Here is a 17,402-nt window from a genome sequence, read left to right as displayed (position 1 = left end):
TTGCACGAAGAGTGGCAAATGTAAGATTGACTTTACTCACGCTGCAGCCACGAATTTAATATGCTTTGGATTAAGTTCATAGCGCGCCCAGCTCACGGTGCTGTAGTATTTCCGAAGAACACCTACTATATTGGATTTCCGGCTAAAACTTTCTGAATCTACTTCCCAGAAATGAGACGGTGAAATCGGCTTCCGGTTAGGAAGCTCCAAGTGAAAATTGAAAGGCAACATCCCCAATCTTGGAAAACGGAACATACCGCCAAATCCTAGAGTTCTTCGATATGCAGGAAGAGTCAAATAGAGATTCTTACTGAACGATCGCAACAGCTCAACACTTTCCTCAAATTGTTCAAACGGCATATGTTCGAGCACCTCACAGCAAACCACAAGGTCATACTTTAGTTCACCCACATACCTCCCTAACTCGGAAAGAGGTGCGCATATATCTGGTGATAAATTGGGATTGATATCCGCCGTTGTTACCTTGCGCCCGGACTTCCTAAGAAAGCTGGATGTCAACCCACTTCCAACACCTATTTCCAGGATTTCTCTAGCTCCGGTTTGATAAATATCACTTATCTGATGAGCATAGGAGCAGAGCTGGGCCAGCTCAAAATAGTTTTCATTAAAATAGCAATCAAGATTTAGCTGTCGCTCTCTGTCCTCACCTTTTTGATTCATTCCAACCCCTAGAAAACTCAAAGACCATCTTATTAACCCCAAAGCCACAAAGAAAAAGGCGCATAGAACTGTGCGTCAATGCATACTTGAAAAGCGCTTGAGAACTACCAGTAGCCGGGCGGATATAGAAAAGCATGCCAGCAATGCAAACAGCGCCATCGAAAAATCATCTGCACCTAAGTATTTTGCCATCAATAATGGACTGAGCAGGAAAAGGGTCCAAAGACATACAACCGATGCTTTCTCGAAATAATCCCCCAATCTCACTGCACTCAAGCGAAAGATAGCTACAAGATACATACCATAACCTAGCGCACTGGCAATTGAGTAAAGTGCAATCGCTGTGACTGCATCACCAATGATCGAACCAGCCAGCAAGCCAGCAAGACGAACAGTGAACAGAAATCCTTGTAGGACAGTGTTCAGACGCTGCCTATCTTCTACATATAAAACTGTGCTGACGGGAGAAACGTTAAAGCTGAAAAGTACAGATAATAGAAGCCATTGTGCCAACCGACCTGATTCTTCCCACTCATGCCCAAAAATTATGCCGAAAATATCTGGCGCGAGAATCGCCATGAGAATGACCGGTGGCAATGAAAAGTTGAGTAGGAAATCAGATCCGTGCAATACAAAGGCGGCAGAACGGCCCTCTCTTGAAGCTTCCGGCAACTGCGACAGGAACACCCTGCTTACAGCAGAACTTAGCATTGAAGATGGCACCGCCAGCACCCTGTACACCAGAGCATATAAGCCAGCAGCCGCTATGCCAAAATTCATGGACAGGATGAACGCAGGTAAATGCTGGCTCAATACGTTCAACATACTGGCAATCGTGGCATGAAAGGGAAAAGCGCTATACCTCACCGCGACTCGCTTTATATCAACGAAGGTGGGCCTCTCTTCATAGAGTCGAGCGATGAACTCTCTACCCAGAAACAGCAACCCAACAACTTGGTTAGCGAACTGTGCGGCCATTAGCGCGAGCGTACCAAGGGAATATCCAGCGAATTGAACAAAAATCGAAGCAAGAGTTTGCTTGATCTGCGAAGACGCGACTCTGCTATACAGCTTGTGCCTCACGGAGTAATTACTTACTACATTTAACAAACCTCCGAGGCATACACCAATTGGCACAAGCCAAACATACTCCTGCAGTGGCAGCGGCCAGTTCGAATGAAGGTCAAGAGCAAAACAAACCGCAATAACCAAGGTTGCCAGCATGCCGGTGACCCCGACCAGCAATGTACTCAAGAGAGCCAAGCTCAGTGCATCTGAGTTGCTTTCAGGCAGTGGTATTGCAAGTTCATATCTAAAACTGGCGATGAGTGCCGGCACTGCAATTATGCCCGCGAGGAGCGCAAAACTTCCAAGTTCGGCCGGAGAATAGATTCGAGTGAGAAGAGGCGAGACAAGAAATACAAGAAGGTGGGCGCCGATACTCCCTCCCATCAGGTAAGTTACCCCCCGAAGAAAGCTACTTTTCGGCAACAGCATGCGAAAAATGGATTGAACATCCATGTTTACGCCATTAGTAGCGCATCCACCACCGACCGCTGTTGCTGTTCAGAGATGTAGGCGCTCATCGGCAGGCTTAGCACTAATTCACATACTTCTTCAGCCACATTTAACTCCTTGAAGGCCAAGGTATCGCGAAAAACCGGTTGGCAATGTATTGGCGTCGGATAATGTACGGCTGAGGGAATACCTGCCCCCGATAGTGCGGCGCGCAGCTCATCTCTCTTAGTAGAAAATATCGTGTACTGGCCATATACCGAGGATCTACCGTCTTTTAGTCGCACCCGGCTGACTGCTGCATCGTCTAGCAAATGATTATATAACTCGGCTTTTTCCTGACGCAGCTGAATTTCCCTGTCAAATTCATCGAGTTTGGCAAGCACTATTGCGCACTGGAGAGTATCCATTCGCCCTCCAAGCCCAAGCCTCGAATGCAAATACCTTTCGCTTTGACCATGAATGCGAATTTCCCTGCAAGCTTCCGCTATAGAGTCATCGGAGGTAAAAACAGCTCCACCATCACCAAAACACCCGAGAGGTTTACTTGGAAAAAAGCTGGTGCAACCCACGGTAGACAAATTACAACTCTTTCTATCCTCATACATTGCTCCGAAGCTTTGCGCCGCATCCTCAATCACAGGTATGTTGCCGTGCCTTGCGGCAATTTCGTTTATCTCCCGCATGTCCGCTGGCTGTCCATACAGGCTGACAGGAATTATCGCCTTGGTTCTGTCAGTGATGGCGCATTCGATCTGGTGCGTGTCAATGTTGCAGGTATCCGCTTCGATATCTACAAACACCGGGGTAGCACCCGCCAGCACGATAACTTCTGCGGTGGCGACAAAGCTAAAACAGGTTGTAATGACCTCATCTCCAGCCCCAATGCCTAGCGCCATCAGGCTTATCAGCAGGGCATCTGTTCCACTGCTCACTGAAATACAATGCTTTGCCCCTGTAAAGTCAGCCAGGCGTGCTTCCAACTCAGCGACTTCCGGCCCCATGATGTACTGTCCATGCTCCAGAACGGAGTTGATGCGTGCCTGAATCTGCGGTCGTAGCGTCTCGTACTGTGCTTTTAGATCAACGAAAGGCATTTTCATGATGGATCAACCAGGGTTAAGGAGTCACCGTCGAGGCAATACACATCGCCAGTATGGGGGCAGCAATATTCTCCCTTGCCTTTCAATGGAATGGGAATCTTATCGCCATTGCGACTTATCCAGGCAGTCTGCCTGGCTGGAACACCCACAACCAGGGCGAAGTCCTGAACATCCGAGGTGACAACAGCTCCAGCGCCAATGAAGGCATAGCACCCCACCACAGTGCCACACACAATCGTACAGTTTGCCCCCAAGGTGGCACCGCGTTTTATCAGTGTCTCCCGATATTCATGCTTGCGCTCGACGTGCGCGCGGGGGTTGTGCACATTGGTAAAGACCGCGCTTGGCCCACAGAACACATAGTCTTCCAGAGTGACATTGTCATAAATGGAGACATTGTTCTGCACTTTGCAATGGTCCCCAATCACCGCTGTGCCGGCAACGAACACGTTCTGGCCTATAGTCACATGTCTACCGATCCGGGCACCGCTTGACACATGAACAAAATGCCAGATTCGAGAGTGCTCACCAACCTTTGCACCTTCGTCAATGACCGCAGTTTCGTGGAAGAAAGGTTTCATACCCGAGCCGCCACTCATAACTGCAGGAAGGGATGATAATCCCCGCTCGGGCTTGCGACCGAGGCATTCCTGATGTACGCGACGGTTTCGATGGCTACCCGGCTCTCGTCCAGACCGAACCCCCTCCCTGCCAGAATCTCCTCATAACTTCGGGTATGCAGGTCTGTGAAGCCAGTGGAAAGATCGAGTTCACTGCCGTCAACAGTGATTGATCGATAGGTACGCTGTCCTACTGCGCGCTTCCCCTCAGGAACATCATCGATATCCACCGACAGGAACCACCTGACACGGGCATTCTCGTACTCTAGATAGCCCGCGGCTTTCCCCGGCGTGTTCAGGTGCACAATATTTTGTCGCACATCACCAAACACATAGTGCAACATGTCATAAAAGTGCACCCCTATGTTTGTGGCAATACCCCCGGACTTCTTCTCCTCTCCTTTCCAGCTACGGAAGTACCAATTGCCTCTGGCCGTGATATAGGTCAGGTCAACATCAAATTTATGGTCTCCCTTTGTCGCCGCTACCATCTCTTTCAGTTCGATGACCGCTGGATGCAACCTGAGCTGCAGGATCGTGCTGACCCGCCTGCCGGAATCCCGCTCGATATCTTGGAGCCCATCGATATTCCAGGGGTTTAATACAAGAGGCTTTTCACAAATGGCATCGGCATGCGAACGAAGAGCAAATCGCACATGTGCATCATGTAGGTAGTTTGGTGAGGCAATCGCCACACAATCGACCTGCTTGCTATTGTTCGAGCGCCTCAATTTGTCCAGATGTCGATCGAAACGTTCGAACTCAGTGAAAAATTCAGCATTGGGAAAGTAACTATCGATAACCCCGACAGAATCACTCTTGTCCAACGCAGCAACCAGACGGTTCCCGGTGTCCTTGATCGCCTTCATATGACGCGGGGCGACATAGCCGGCGGCCCCGATGAGGGCAAAGTTCTTCATGTTTTTTCCCTTAGACCTTTCCCGATTGGCCACTTGTATAGCATCTGCATAGCGTCGCTCGAATTATGCCTGCCCCTTGTCCTCCAGAGCCAGGTGACGATCTGGTTTAAAATCCAACTCGTAGCGTCAATAGCACTGTGAAGAATGCAACGATCACCCACTGCACCAGCGATTACTTCATCCACGTCAAACCAGGTTGTCCCGCTGCATACTAGCACCGCGCCTACTTCCAATCTTTGAAAATCTGCCCGTACGGTCAATCTTTCGACAATGGTTGGTATAATCCTGCCACAACTCAGGAGCCCCCCTATGGCGACCAAAAAGAATACTCCTACCTTTGCCCAAAAACTGACCTCGCTCGAACAAATAGTCGCGACTCTGGAAGATACCAGTACCTCGCTGGAGACCTCCATAGCGGAATTTGAACAGGGAGTTAATCTCGTACGCTCCGCACAGGAGGAACTGTCCAAGACAGAGCAGAAGGTGCAGGAGTTGCTGGCATCCAGCGGTAAGGAAAACGGCAAGGCGACCGAATAAGTGGAAATCACCTTTAGCCAATTTATGGCGCAGAGGCGTGCCAACTGCATCAATGTATTGTCTGACCTATCGAAACAGAGTACAGACCTGCCACCATCCCTTGCAGCCCCCCTGGAATACGCCCTCGCCTCCGGCGGCAAGCTCATTCGCCCGATCCTGTGCTACAGCGCGGCGCGCGCCATTGGCGGTGACGAACCCGCCGACTCGGCAGCCCCTGCCCTCGAACTCATCCACACCTACTCCCTCATCCACGACGACCTGCCGGCCATGGATGACGACGACCTGCGCCGGGGCAGGCCGACCCTGCACAAGGCCTTCGACGAGGCCACGGCCATTCTGGTGGGCGATGGCCTGCAGGCGCGGGCCTTTGAGCTGCTCGCGGACGCTCCGGACCTGACGGCGGAACAGAAGGTGCGGATGATCAAGGTGCTGGCCGAGGCATCGGGCTTCAATGGCATGGTGGGCGGCCAGTATGTGGACATCCAGTCCACCGGCAAGGCGCTGACGCTGGACGAGCTGAAGGCCATGCACGCCATGAAGACCGGGGCGCTGATTCGCGCCTCGGTGGCGCTGGGGGGGATTGCGGCCGGGGCAACAGACGCCCAACTGGCTGCGCTGGACACCTATGCCGAACGGATCGGGCTGGCGTTTCAGGTGGTGGATGATGTGCTGGATGTGGAGGGCGACACGGCCACACTGGGCAAGACCCAGGGCAAGGACGAGGCGGCGGACAAGGCGACCTATGTGAAGCTGCTGGGGCTGGAGGGAGCCAAGGCAGAGGCGCAGCGGTTGCTGGATGAGGCGCTGGCGGCGCTGGCGGAGTTTGGCGAGTCGGCGGATATGTTGCGGGAGTTGGGGCGGTTTATTGTGGAGCGGGATCGTTAGTTTTTGATTTGCTGGCATGCTGGACACCATGCCGCCCACGAGCATGATTCGAGCCATGGACACACAATTTAGTCAACTGCCTGTGGAAGAACGCATCCGCCTGGTCGAGGACCTGTGGGACAGTTTTGCGAAGGAACAGTCGGAAGTTCCCCTCACTTCCGAGCAGGCAGCAGAGTTGGACCGGAGAATTGCTGCTTTCGAGCAGGATCAGCGCAATTAATCGTTAAACAAATGCCCCAGCTTGGCGCCCTTGGTTTTCAGGTACTTCTCGTTGTGGGGGTTGTGGTCGGTGTGCACGGGGATGCGCTCCACCACGTTGACGCCGGCAGCTTCCAGGGCGGCGACCTTGCGGGGGTTGTTGGTCATCAGGCGCACCTGCTGGATGTTGAGGTGCTCCAGCATGGGGCCGAGGATGGAGTAATCCCGCATGTCGGCGCCGAAGCCGAGCTGCTCATTGGCTTCCACGGTGTCGGCGCCGGCGTCCTGCAGTTTGTAGGCCCGGATTTTGTTCAGCAGGCCGATGCCGCGCCCTTCCTGGCGCAGGTAGAACAGGGCGCCGCGGCCGGCTTCGGAGATGGCCTTCAAACCCGCTTCCAGCTGGTTGCCGCAATCGCAGCGCAGGCTGAACAGGGCGTCGCCGGTCAGGCACTCGGAGTGAACCCGGGCCAGCACCGGCTCGCCATCGGACACATCGCCCATGGTCAGCACCACGTGCTCCTTGTTGTCCGAGGCATCTTCAAATCCGTGCATATCAAACACGCCCCAGTCAGTGGGCAGGCGGGCGGATTCTACGTAGCGTGTGGGCACTAGCGGGCCTAGAGGGTCTGAAAAAGGGCCGACATTCTACCACTTTGACGCGCGGGCGCGAGGGCCGGTAGTTTGGCCGCTGTCGCGCACAGCCCTCGCTTGCGACACACTCCCTGAGGAGTATCATCTCTACCCCTCAATCAGTCCCTAAATGATAACCACGGATAGTAAAACCATGTCTGAATCCCGCGTATACCCGGTCCCCGCCAGCTTCAGCGACGCCCATATCAACGCAGCCCGCTACCGCGAGATGTACCGGCAGTCGATTGACGACCCGGCCGGGTTCTGGGGCGAACAGGCCGAGCAGTTCCTGAGCTGGGACAAGCCCTGGGACAGCGTGGTCAATGCCGACCTCACCATCGGCAAGGCGGAATGGTTCGCCGGGGCCAAACTGAACGTGAGCGTCAACTGTATCGACCGCCACCTGCCCGCTCGCGCCGGCCAGACCGCCTTCATCTGGGAGGGCGACAACCCCGCCGACAGCAAGCACATTACCTACGCCGAGCTGCACGAAGCCGTGTGCCGGCTCGCCAATGTGCTGCGTGAGCGCGGGGTCAAGAAAGGCGACCGGGTGTGCATCTACATGCCCATGATCCCCGAGGCGGCCTACGCCATGCTGGCCTGCGCCCGCATCGGCGCCATCCACTCGGTGGTGTTCGGCGGTTTCTCGCCGGAAGCCCTGAAGGACCGCATTCTGGATTCCGACTGCCAGACCCTCATCACCGCCGACGAGGGCCTGCGCGGCGGCAAGAAAGTAGCGCTGAAAGCCAATGCCGATGCCGCCCTCGCAGCCTGCCCCAATGTGCACAGCTGCATTGTGGTGCAGCGTACCGGCGGCGACGTAGCCTGGAGCGAAGGGCGCGACCTCTGGTACCACGAGGCCACCGCCGCGGCCGCCGGCGACTGCGAGCCCGAGAGCATGGACGCGGAGGACCCCCTGTTCATCCTCTACACCTCCGGCTCCACCGGCAAACCCAAGGGCGTGCTGCACAGCACCGCCGGCTACCTGCTGCAGGCGGCCATGACCTTCAAGTACACCTTCGACTACCGCGAGGGCGAGGTCTACTGGTGCACCGCCGATGTCGGCTGGGTCACCGGCCACACCTACATCGTGTACGGCCCCCTGGCCAATGGCGCCATCTCGCTGATGTTCGAGGGCGTGCCCACCTACCCCGATGCCGGCCGCTGCTGGGAGGTGATCGACAAGCACCAGGTGGCCACCTTCTACACGGCCCCCACCGCCATCCGCGCCCTGCACGCGGTGGGCGACGAGCCGGTCAAACGCTCCTCCCGCGCCAGCCTGCGCCTGCTGGGCAGTGTCGGCGAACCGATTAACCCGGAGGCCTGGGAGTGGTATTACCGGGTAGTGGGCGATTCCCGCTGCCCGATTGTGGACACCTGGTGGCAGACCGAGACCGGCGCCCAGATGATCACCCCCCTGCCCGGCGCCACCGACCTCAAGCCCGGCTCCGCCTCTTTCCCCATGTTCGGGGTGGACCTGGCGCTGCTGAACGAGGACGGCTCGGAGATCGAGGGCGCCGGGGCCGGCTACCTGGTGGTGAAATCCTCCTGGCCGGCCCAGATCCGCACCGTGTACGGTGATCACCAGCGCCTGATCGACACCTACTTCAGCACCTACCCCGGTTACTACTTCACCGGTGACGGCGCTACCCGCGACGAGGACGGCTACTACTGGATCACCGGCCGGGTGGACGATGTATTGAACGTGTCCGGCCACCGCATGGGCACCGCCGAGGTGGAGAGCGCCCTGGTGCTGCACGACAAGGTGGCGGAAGCCGCGGTGGTGGGCTTCCCCCACGACATCAAGGGGCAGGGCATTTACTGCTACGTCACGCTGATGGACGGTGAGGAACCCTCAGACGCGTTGAAGCAGGAACTGGTAAAGCTCTGCGTGCAGGAGATTGGCCCCATCGCCAAGCCCGATGTGATCCAGTGGGCGCCGGGACTGCCGAAAACCCGCTCCGGCAAGATCATGCGTCGCATCCTGCGCAAGATCGCCGAGAACGAGCTGGGCAGCCTGGGGGATACCTCGACCCTGGCGGACCCGAGTGTGGTGGACAGCCTGATCGAGAACCGCGCCGGCTAGCCTGCAACCGGGGGTCGGGGCGAGCTGATCGCCCACTGGCGCCCCGGCCGACCCTGGCCTACCTTGGAAAGTAGCTACCAGGGAGGGCGCCACCATGTTCGTTATCACCAACCGGGTTCTGCACGAGGAGCGCGGCGGGCTGGATGTGTTCGGCCACGAGCCGAACCCCTGCGGCCCCAATGAGTTGCGGCTGGTGGAAGTCAGCGGCAAAACCCGCTTCACCACCGCCGTTCTCGCCGACCGCCTCTCCCGGGACGAAGTGGAATCGCTGGCCAGGCGGCACAACCTGCCCATCGACACCCACAGCCCCTGGTACGCCAGCCTGCGAGTGGCCTGCGCGGTTTACGACCAGGCGCGTCGCGAGGGTAAGCACATCCTGCTGCTGGTGCACGGCTACAACAATGACCTGCGCGATGTGTTTACCGCCGCAGTGGAACTGGAAGCGCTGTACAACGTGCTGGTAGTGCCCTTCTCCTGGCCCGCCAACGGCGGCGGCGCCGTCAGCGGCACGCTGGCCTACAAAAACGACAAGGACGACGCCCGCTCTTCCGCCACCGCACTGCACCGCGCCGTAGGCCTGCTGCACCGCTACCACGCCCTGCTCACCGCCGGCATCCAGAGCGACCTGATGGAACAGGCCCGGCGCAAGCACCCGGCCAACCCGGAGCAGGCCCAGGCCCTGTTCTCCCGGCTGCTGGAAAAGGAGTGCTGCACAACCCTGAACCTGCTGTGCCACAGCATGGGCAACTACCTGGTCAAATACGCATCGATGCCCGGCGACAGCAGCCTGCGCCAGCTGGTGTTCGACAATATCGCCCTGATCGCCGCGGATGCCAACAACCCGGGGCACGAGCTGTGGGTGCCGCGCCTGCAGTGCCGCAACCGGCTGTACGTGGTGATCAACGAGAACGACTACGCCCTGAAATGGTCGCGGCGCAAACCCGGCGGCGAACAGCGCGAGCGGCTGGGCCAGCACACCCGCAACCTGCTGGCACGCAATGCCAACTACGTGGATGTCACCGACAGTCGCGGCGTCGGTTCAGATCACAGCTATTTCCGCGGCAAGCCGGTGAGCGGTAATGCCGGTCTCAAGCGCCTGTTCCAGCGCATGTTCGAGGGCGGCAACGCGGAAACCAGCCTCACCTACCACGCCGACCGCAACCTGTACCGGCTGTAGCGCCGCTGCGGGAATCCCGGGCCGTCAGCCGGCCCGGGAGGATGGCCTGCTCCCTGCTCAGCAGCCGCGGGCGGCGCTCACGGCGCGCAACTGCGCGTTCAGGTCGGGCACTGCAGCGCCGGATACCCAGTCACTGGGCCGGCGTTCGCCATCGCTGAGCCGGTCTGCCCAGTCGAGCTTGCGGCACAGGGCTGCCCCGTGGTCGCGCTGCTCCAGTTGTTCCGCCACCTTGAGGCCGGCAACGAAGAGAACGAGACGGATGCGATCGACCAGCCTGGCGTTATCGATACCACCGGCATCAATAGCGCTGGCAAGGCTCTCCAGCACCCCCGCCACCGTGGGTACTACCGCGTTGAACTGCAGGCCGACCAGCAGCGGGTCGTGATCGGAGTTGCGCGTTGCCGTGCCGGCATCGAAATAGCTCGGCAGGCGCCCGAAGTCCAGGTTGTAATCCAGCGCATCGGCCTCGTCGGCATTGATATGCCAGATCTGCGCGCCGGTCATTGCCTGTGCCAGGGCATCGCTCAGCAGGACGTAATCCAGGGTGCCCAGCTGGCCGTCAAAGACATAGGAGTAATCCTGCGGCGACTCGACATTGACGTAGCCCTGCTGCAACAGGTACTGCAGCGGCGACTCCATGGCATAGGCATTGAAGTCACCCAGCAGGGCCACATGCTCGCTGGCAACGCCGGTGGGGGCCGTGTCCAGCCAGGCACTCAGGGCGCGCGCGGCCAGCTCGCGGCGCGCGTTCCAGAAGCCGGCGCCATCGGCCTGGTCGTAGTTGGGGCTGGCGCTGTCTTCCAGCCCGGAACTGCCCTTGGATTTGAAGTGGTTCACCGCCACAGTCAGCACCTCGCCGGATTCGATATGTTCGAAGCTTGCGGCCAGCGGCACCCGGTTGGTGGCCTCGCCCTCGAAGATCGGGTCAGCGGCAAAGTCGTGATCGGCAAAGGCTTCCAGCTGCGCCGCCGCGGTATCGGTCAGCAGCGCCGGGGCCGAGCCGGGTGCCAGGCGCAGTACAGACGGCTTGTAAACCAGCGCGGTCGCGATGGCGTCACTGCCGGCGAAGGCGGTGCCGGGGTAAACGTAGTCGTACACGGCCTCACCCAGGCCCTCGTTGAGGGCATTGACCAGCACCTCGACGGCGGTGGAACCGTCGTTGCTGCTGTCGAAGTGATTTTCGATTTCAACCAGGCCGAGCACATCGGCGTCCAGTGCGAGAATGGCGTTGACCGTTTTCGCCAACTGCCGCTCCAGCTCCTGCGCGGTGTTGGCGCCGCGCGGTTCCAGGCCCAGCGCGGTATTCTGGCTGCCGTCATCCAGTGTGGTGAAGAAGTTCAGGACATTGAGCGAGGCCAGCGAGAGGTTGCCACCGACACCTGGCGCCTGCAGCGGGCGCGGATTGACGCTGGTGAAGGTATTGCTGCCGTCCCGGTGACTGCGCAGGCGCCAGGTCGCTCCGGACGCTGAATTACCCGCCCACTTGTAATCAAGCACGCCGGTCGGCGACGCCACCATGTCGCCCATCCGCGGCGCTGTCAGTTCGCGGTAACCGGCCATGCCGTCCAGATTGTCGATGGCGGCATTCTGCACGTTGAGGCCATCGTCATAGACCACCTGCCGCGCACCCAGCGCCTGCAGGTGGGCGTCCAGTCCGGCCACATCGGGGCTCGACAGCTGGGTGAACTGGTAGGGTCGTTCGCCAGCCACCAGGCGGATCTCGTTGAAGCGGTCGAGCTGGTATTGCTCGGTGACGGTCAGGTCGCCGTTGATACGCACCAGCATACCCTCCCAGGCCTCCAGATCTGGCTGGTAGCTGCCATTCTGGGCGCGGCTGACGGCGGCCGCCGGCAGGCTGATATCCGCCACCGCGACCTGGTCGAGCTGGTCGGTCGCCAGCACTTCCACCGCCACGACAGTGTTCAGTTGCGTTTCACCGAAATACTGGCTCACGGTGCCGTACACACGCACCCGGTCACCCGGGTTCACATCCACGCCGAAGCCATCGTCGTACACGAACAGCCCCTCGGACGAGGCCGGGTCACCGTCTTCATCGGCGGCCTCTTCCTGCAGGAAAAAGCCCGAGAGGTTGCGCGCATCGTCGGCGTCGCCGTCCTGGAAGTCACCGGTCACGATCGCTTCCACAATGACCTGGCGGTCTATCAGCGGGCTGACATCAGTTTCGCCAAACTGATTGCTGCCCTGGGTGGCCGGGGTGCCCTGTATCGCCGAAATCAGCTGCAGTTCGTGGGGCAGCGGCTCGCCGCTACCACCATCGCCGGTGCTACCTGACAGGGGCACCGGCGTGGCCGCGGTGAGATTGTCCGCTGCGTTGTCGAGCGCATCGATACCGCTGAACAGCCAGTCGCCGAGATCAAAGCTGGCGGAGGGGCCGGTGCGGCTGATGCGTGCCGCCCAGCCGTCGACATGGTCCCAGGGCTGCCCGGACCCATCCACATTGATGTCGCCGAACAGGTCAATCACCTGACCGTTGTGGAACAGCTCGATGGCGTCGTCGCCGTTGATCGACATCGCGCTCGAAGTGTAGTCCGGCGCAAAACCGAAGAAAGCGGTGAACCCGGTCTCTTCCGAGGCCACGTAGAGGTAATCGCCCGCTGCGGCGCTCACCGCGGGAAAGGTGAACTCCTCGCCGTCGCTGCCACCGCCGTTGTTGGCCGAACCCAGGCCATAGACACTCAGGTCGGCGATGTCTTCGGTAACAAAGATCTCCACCCCCTTGGGTACACCGCCACTGAGGGGGCCATCGAAAACGGCGGTAATCATCATTCCGGCCTCGGCGCCGCAGGCAGTCAGGCCCAGCAGGGATCCGGCAAACATCAATGGTTTCATAAGCAGCAGGCATATCCATTCAGGTTGAGCGCGCTCGCGCGCGCCGGGCGCAACGCCGCAGGGCGGCATTACCATTGGAATGCCAAGTGCAACAGATCTCGATGACAGGCCTGTGCCGGTTTTGTGTCGGTGGCGCGACGGTTTTTTTACAGAGCCGGTTCGCCAAAAAGTCATCTCAACGTCATACCCCGGTCACACAATCAACATATTCAGGTTCCAGACTCGCTGTGGCGTGCCCTGACTCCCGTAAGTGGATGACTTCCGGCATATGCCGGAACCGGGCAGAGAATTGCGAAACACTACAACACAACGAGGGAAGAGATGATGCACCGTCTGTCACGGGCCGTCACCACGGCCACGCTGGGAAGCCTGTTATTGATTGCGGGCTGCTCAGACAGCAGCGACCGCGATAACACACCGGCTGAACCCGAAGTACCGGAGGTCCCGGTCGAGCCTGAACCCAGCGGCCAAGCGATTGACCTGACCCTGCTGCACCTCAACGACCACCACTCCCACATTGCGGCGGAAAGCTTCGGCTTCGACGCCACCGGCCTCAACCTGGCCACCACCACCGAGGCCGGCGAGCCGGTACAGGAAGTGGACGTCAGCTACGGCGGCTTCCCCATGCTGGTGACCCTGTTCAACGAACTGGCCGCCAACGCAGAGCACGTCATCAAGCTGCACGCCGGTGATGCCGTTACTGGCACCCTCTACTACAGCCTGTTCAACGGCCGCGCCGACGCCGAGGTGATGAACCAGATCTGCTTTGACGCCTTTGCCCTGGGCAACCACGAGTTTGACGATGGCGATGCCGGGCTGGCCAATTTCCTGGACTTCCTCAACAGCGGCGCCTGCGAAACGCCGACCCTGGCCGCCAATGTGGTGCCGGGGCCGGACTCCGCCATCGCCGAGGGCTATATCGAGCCCTATACCATCGTCGAGCGCGGCGGTGAGCAAATCGGCATTATCGGCATCGATATCGCCGGCAAGACCAAAAACTCCTCACGGCCCGACGAGGGCACTGAGTTTCTCGACGAAACCGAGACCGCCCAGCAGTTCATCGACGAGCTGACGGATATGGGCGTGAACAAGATCGTGCTGCTGACCCACTACGGCTACCAGAACGACCTCGCCCTGGCGCAGAACCTGACCGGTGTGGACGTGATCGTGGGCGGTGACTCCCACTCCCTGCTGGGGGACGACACCTTCGCCAGCCTCGGCTTCAACCCGGTGGGTGAATACCCCACCCTCACCACCGATACCGATGGCAATACCGTGTGTGTGGTGCAGGCCTGGGAATACGCCCACCTGCTGGGCCAGTTGGAGGTCAGCTTCGACGCCGAAGGGGTGGTCACCAGCTGCAACGGCATGCCAGTGATGCCCGTCGCCGACAGCTTCAGCTTCGAGTTCAATGACGACGAGACCCGCACCCTCGGCGGCAACGACGCCCTGGCGGTGCGCAACGCCCTGGAAGCCGAGGACGAAATCGCCATCACCATGGAAGACGCCACCACGGTGCAACTGCTGGCGGGCTTCAATGAGGAGGTGGCGGTGCTGGAGCAGACCATCATCGGCAGCGTGGCCGAGGACATCTGCCTGGAGCGCTTCCCCAATGAGGGGCGCTCTTCCCTGTGCGACATCTCCGCCACCTACAACATGGGCAGTGATATCTCCAACATCGTGGCCAAGGCCTTCATGACGGTGACCCCCACCGCCGACATCGGTATCCAGAACGGCGGCGGCGTGCGGGTGGATGTGGCCGCCGGCGACTTCACAATCGCCGACGCCTTTACCCTGCTGCCCTTCTCCAACACGCTGGTGACCCTGGAGATGACCGGGCAGGAAGTGATCGACGTGCTGGAAGACGCCCTCGCCAACGCCCTGGATGACGGCGGCTCCACCGGCTCCTACCCCTATGCCTCCGGCCTGCGCTACGCGGTGGACGCCTCGCAGCCCTTCGGCTCAAGGGTCAGCAATGTCGAGGTGAACCCGCGGGTGGCGGGCGACTGGATGCCGATTGATGTCGCCGCGGTGTATACCGTGGTCACCAACGACTTCATCGCCTCCGGCCAGGACGGCTACGACACCTTCGGCCCCATCTTCGACGCCGGCAATTTCGAGGATACCTTCACCGAGTACGCCCAGGGCTTTATCGACTACGTGGAGCAGCTGACCGAGATGGGCCTGCCCCTGTCGAAACTGCCCGTCGAGGAGTACTCCACCCAGTCCTACATCGGCAGCGACGGTTGCGACCACAGCACCGCCAGCGACTGCCAGGGCTTCTGACGTCCCGCCCCCGCCGCCCCCAGGAGCGGCGGGTATTTCCCCAACTTCCTCACAATTCCAGGCTGTACCGGCAACCAGCGGTTGGCCGGCGGAGGCCCCGGGCGTTAAGCTAGGCCCTGCAACGGATATTTCGCCAGCCCCGACGGCGGCGAAGAGGAGACCCCGACACCGAAATGGTACAACTTCGCCCCATCGTGCTGGCCGCCGTGCTGGCACTGTTTTGGGTGGCGGGCCCCGGCCACGCCGCCGACGAAGCCAGGGCCACCGACTCTGCAACCGTACAGGCCCCGCCCCCGGACAACGAAGAAGGCGATAGCACAACGCCAGCCGGCAGCGAGGACAGCAACCAATCCATACCCCGCGCGGAAAACGTCGACCTGAACGAGCCGGTCACCCCCGAGGAGAGCAGTCCACCCCCGGCACTTGAGGAGATCGAGCCAACCGCCGCCCCCGTCATTGCGACCACCGAACTGAAGGCGCCTGTGGCAGCGGTTGCGCCGGCACCGCAGGAGCCGCCGCCAGAGGGCGAACCGGGCACACCGGCCGACCCCAATTCGGTAGCTGCTGCCGTGGGCGTAGAGGAAGCGGCGTCTCCTGCTCCTTTCATCCTGCTGGGTACCGAAGTGCCGCGGGGCACCTCGACCCGCCTGTCCTGGGCGCCCAGCCAGTCCTTCGAAGGTATCTACAGCGCCACCCCGGTGCTGGTGGTCAACGGCGCCGAACCGGGGCCGGTGCTGTGCCTGACCGCCGCCGTACACGGTGACGAACTGAACGGCGTGGAGACGGTGCGCCGGGTACTCTACAACCTCGATGCCGGCAAACTCAGCGGCACCGTGGTCGGGGTGCCCATCGTCAACCTGCAGGGTTTCCATCGCAGTTCCCGCTATCTCAGCGACCGCCGCGACCTGAACCGCTATTTCCCCGGCGACCCCGGGGGCAGCTCCGCCTCGCGCATCGCCTATTCCTTCTTTCACGAAATCATCCAGCACTGCAGCGCGGTGGTGGACCTGCACACCGGCTCCTTCTACCGCACCAACCTGCCCCAGCTGCGCGGCGACCTGACCAACCCCCAGGTAGTGAAAATTACCGAGAGCTTCGGCTCCACCGTGGTGCTGCACAGCGACGGCGCCGAGGGCACGCTGCGGCGGGCGGCGGTGGAGGCCGGTATTCCGGCCGTCACCCTGGAAGCCGGGGCGCCCATGGTGCTGAGCGAAGACGATGTCAGCCACAGCGTCAAAGGCATTCGCACCCTGCTCAATCACCTGGGCATGGTGAGCAAGTTCCGGCTGTGGGGCGACCCGGAGCCGGTCTATTACAACTCCACCTGGCAGCGGGCCCCCGAGGGCGGCGTGGTGTTCAGCAAGGTCAGCCTGGGCCAGGTGGTGCGCAAGGGCGACCTGCTGGGCACGGTGACCAACCCCATCACCAATGTGCGCACCGAGATCCGCTCCAGCTATGACGGCCGCATTCTCGGCATGGCCCTGAATCAGGTGGTACAGCCGGGCTTCGCCACCCACCACATTGGCATTCAGGCACCGGAGGAGCAGATCAGCCCCGCCGAGGATGTAGCGTTGGCCAGCGCGGCGCCGGACCCGAACCAGCCGCTGGCCGGGGACAGCGCGGTCGATGCAAACAATCCCGACGCCGCTGCGGATGCTGCTGTTGTCAGCGAAGATGTGGAACCACCGTCCGATGCCGCTGCGGCCGCTCCCGCGGTCGAAACCCAGGGCAACCCCGAGCCTGATCCCGCCAGCGATGCCGGCGATACGGCCGCCGTGCCCCTGGACAACGCCGAGGACGAGGACTACGAAGCCCAACCCAGGCCGCTGGACGAGGATGAGGACGACCGCTCCGAGTAGGTCAATTCAGGCCGGGCAATACCTGACTATTGCCCGGGGTTTTATAGTCGACTAA

At 60.1% G+C, this 17,402-nt stretch carries 14 protein-coding genes; 7 read left to right on the top strand and 7 right to left on the bottom strand.

The window, feature by feature from the left end:
• Window positions 1-36: 36 nt before the first annotated feature.
• The 5 genes from FVW59_RS01005 to FVW59_RS00985 all read right to left on the bottom strand — a co-directional run bounded on the left by FVW59_RS01005 (window position 37) and on the right by FVW59_RS00985 (window position 4,839).
• Window positions 37-681 (bottom strand): class I SAM-dependent methyltransferase, encoded by a 645-nt coding sequence (locus FVW59_RS01005; protein ID WP_148062384.1) that lies wholly within the window; start codon window positions 679-681, stop codon window positions 37-39.
• 75 nt (window positions 682-756) lie between these two features.
• Window positions 757-2,202: a lipopolysaccharide biosynthesis protein gene (locus tag FVW59_RS01000; protein WP_148062383.1), complete on the bottom strand. Its 1,446-nt coding sequence runs from the start codon at window positions 2,200-2,202 to the stop codon at window positions 757-759.
• A gap of 2 nt (window positions 2,203-2,204) precedes the next feature.
• Complete coding sequence (locus FVW59_RS00995) at window positions 2,205-3,299, bottom strand: DegT/DnrJ/EryC1/StrS family aminotransferase (protein ID WP_148062382.1); 1,095 nt, start codon at window positions 3,297-3,299, stop codon at window positions 2,205-2,207.
• Window positions 3,296-3,880, bottom strand: a complete 585-nt coding sequence (locus FVW59_RS00990; protein ID WP_148062381.1) for an acyltransferase — start codon at window positions 3,878-3,880, stop codon at window positions 3,296-3,298. The genes FVW59_RS00995 and FVW59_RS00990 overlap by 4 nt, the downstream gene beginning before the upstream one ends.
• Before the next feature lie 14 nt (window positions 3,881-3,894).
• The gene (locus FVW59_RS00985; RefSeq protein ID WP_148062380.1) at window positions 3,895-4,839 is read right to left on the bottom strand and encodes a Gfo/Idh/MocA family protein; all 945 of its coding nucleotides are present in this window, start codon (window positions 4,837-4,839) and stop codon (window positions 3,895-3,897) included.
• A gap of 309 nt (window positions 4,840-5,148) precedes the next feature.
• Here FVW59_RS00985 and xseB point away from each other — a divergent pair, with 309 nt between their 5' ends.
• The 3 genes from xseB to FVW59_RS00970 are packed head-to-tail and all read left to right on the top strand — an operon-like array spanning window position 5,149 to window position 6,481.
• Window positions 5,149-5,376: an exodeoxyribonuclease VII small subunit gene (gene xseB, locus FVW59_RS00980; protein WP_187275699.1), complete on the top strand. Its 228-nt coding sequence runs from the start codon at window positions 5,149-5,151 to the stop codon at window positions 5,374-5,376.
• A gap of 57 nt (window positions 5,377-5,433) precedes the next feature.
• Window positions 5,434-6,261 carry a polyprenyl synthetase family protein gene (locus FVW59_RS00975; protein WP_246139590.1) on the top strand — a complete coding sequence of 276 codons (828 nt, stop codon included), beginning with the start codon at window positions 5,434-5,436 and terminating at the stop codon, window positions 6,259-6,261.
• A gap of 55 nt (window positions 6,262-6,316) precedes the next feature.
• Window positions 6,317-6,481, top strand: a complete 165-nt coding sequence (locus tag FVW59_RS00970) for an addiction module protein (RefSeq protein ID WP_148062970.1) — start codon at window positions 6,317-6,319, stop codon at window positions 6,479-6,481.
• Here FVW59_RS00970 and ribA read toward each other — a convergent pair.
• On the bottom strand, window positions 6,478-7,068 hold the full coding sequence (gene ribA, locus FVW59_RS00965; protein ID WP_148062378.1) for a GTP cyclohydrolase II: 591 nt from the start codon (window positions 7,066-7,068) through the stop codon (window positions 6,478-6,480). The genes FVW59_RS00970 and ribA overlap by 4 nt on opposite strands.
• 175 nt (window positions 7,069-7,243) lie before the next feature.
• Here ribA and acs point away from each other — a divergent pair, with 175 nt between their 5' ends.
• Together acs and FVW59_RS00955 are read left to right on the top strand one after the other, a co-directional pair.
• Window positions 7,244-9,175, top strand: coding sequence for an acetate--CoA ligase (gene acs, locus FVW59_RS00960; RefSeq protein ID WP_148062377.1), 1,932 nt, complete (start codon window positions 7,244-7,246; stop codon window positions 9,173-9,175).
• A 94-nt stretch (window positions 9,176-9,269) separates the two neighbouring features.
• Window positions 9,270-10,352: an alpha/beta hydrolase gene (locus tag FVW59_RS00955; protein ID WP_148062376.1), complete on the top strand. Its 1,083-nt coding sequence runs from the start codon at window positions 9,270-9,272 to the stop codon at window positions 10,350-10,352.
• A 57-nt stretch (window positions 10,353-10,409) separates the two neighbouring features.
• Here FVW59_RS00955 and FVW59_RS00950 read toward each other — a convergent pair whose 3' ends face one another.
• The gene (locus FVW59_RS00950) at window positions 10,410-13,202 is read right to left on the bottom strand and encodes an ExeM/NucH family extracellular endonuclease (RefSeq protein WP_148062375.1); all 2,793 of its coding nucleotides are present in this window, start codon (window positions 13,200-13,202) and stop codon (window positions 10,410-10,412) included.
• Between the two features lie 324 nt (window positions 13,203-13,526).
• On the opposite strand from FVW59_RS00950, the gene nadN reads away from it, so the two are divergent.
• Window positions 13,527-15,488: an NAD nucleotidase gene (nadN, locus tag FVW59_RS00945; protein ID WP_187275698.1), complete on the top strand. Its 1,962-nt coding sequence runs from the start codon at window positions 13,527-13,529 to the stop codon at window positions 15,486-15,488.
• 173 nt (window positions 15,489-15,661) lie between these two features.
• On the top strand, window positions 15,662-17,347 hold the full coding sequence (locus FVW59_RS00940) for a succinylglutamate desuccinylase/aspartoacylase family protein (protein ID WP_148062373.1): 1,686 nt from the start codon (window positions 15,662-15,664) through the stop codon (window positions 17,345-17,347).
• The last annotated feature ends 55 nt before the right edge of the window (window positions 17,348-17,402 follow it).

The organism is Parahaliea aestuarii (assembly GCF_008064635.1).
Taxonomy (GTDB): Bacteria; Pseudomonadota; Gammaproteobacteria; order Pseudomonadales; family Halieaceae; genus Parahaliea; species Parahaliea aestuarii.
The sequence above is the reverse complement of the archived record's forward strand: the minus strand, read 5'-3'. Positions and strand labels throughout refer to the sequence as shown.

Excerpts from the sequence above, each read along its gene's own strand:
- FVW59_RS00950 (WP_148062375.1), bottom strand. The coding sequence starts at position 13,202 with ATGAAACCATTGATGTTTGCCGGATCCCTGCTGGGCCTGACTGCCTGC.
- nadN (WP_187275698.1), top strand. The coding sequence starts at position 13,527 with ATGCACCGTCTGTCACGGGCCGTCACCACGGCCACGCTGGGAAGCCTG.
- FVW59_RS00985 (WP_148062380.1), bottom strand. The coding sequence starts at position 4,839 with ATGAAGAACTTTGCCCTCATCGGGGCCGCCGGCTATGTCGCCCCGCGT.
- FVW59_RS01000 (WP_148062383.1), bottom strand. The coding sequence starts at position 2,202 with ATGGATGTTCAATCCATTTTTCGCATGCTGTTGCCGAAAAGTAGCTTT.
- xseB (WP_187275699.1), top strand. The coding sequence starts at position 5,149 with ATGGCGACCAAAAAGAATACTCCTACCTTTGCCCAAAAACTGACCTCG.
- FVW59_RS00990 (WP_148062381.1), bottom strand. The coding sequence starts at position 3,880 with ATGAAACCTTTCTTCCACGAAACTGCGGTCATTGACGAAGGTGCAAAG.
- FVW59_RS00940 (WP_148062373.1), top strand. The coding sequence starts at position 15,662 with ATGGTACAACTTCGCCCCATCGTGCTGGCCGCCGTGCTGGCACTGTTT.
- FVW59_RS00970 (WP_148062970.1), top strand. The coding sequence starts at position 6,317 with ATGGACACACAATTTAGTCAACTGCCTGTGGAAGAACGCATCCGCCTG.
- FVW59_RS00955 (WP_148062376.1), top strand. The coding sequence starts at position 9,270 with ATGTTCGTTATCACCAACCGGGTTCTGCACGAGGAGCGCGGCGGGCTG.
- acs (WP_148062377.1), top strand. The coding sequence starts at position 7,244 with ATGTCTGAATCCCGCGTATACCCGGTCCCCGCCAGCTTCAGCGACGCC.
- FVW59_RS00995 (WP_148062382.1), bottom strand. The coding sequence starts at position 3,299 with ATGAAAATGCCTTTCGTTGATCTAAAAGCACAGTACGAGACGCTACGA.
- FVW59_RS01005 (WP_148062384.1), bottom strand. The coding sequence starts at position 681 with ATGAATCAAAAAGGTGAGGACAGAGAGCGACAGCTAAATCTTGATTGC.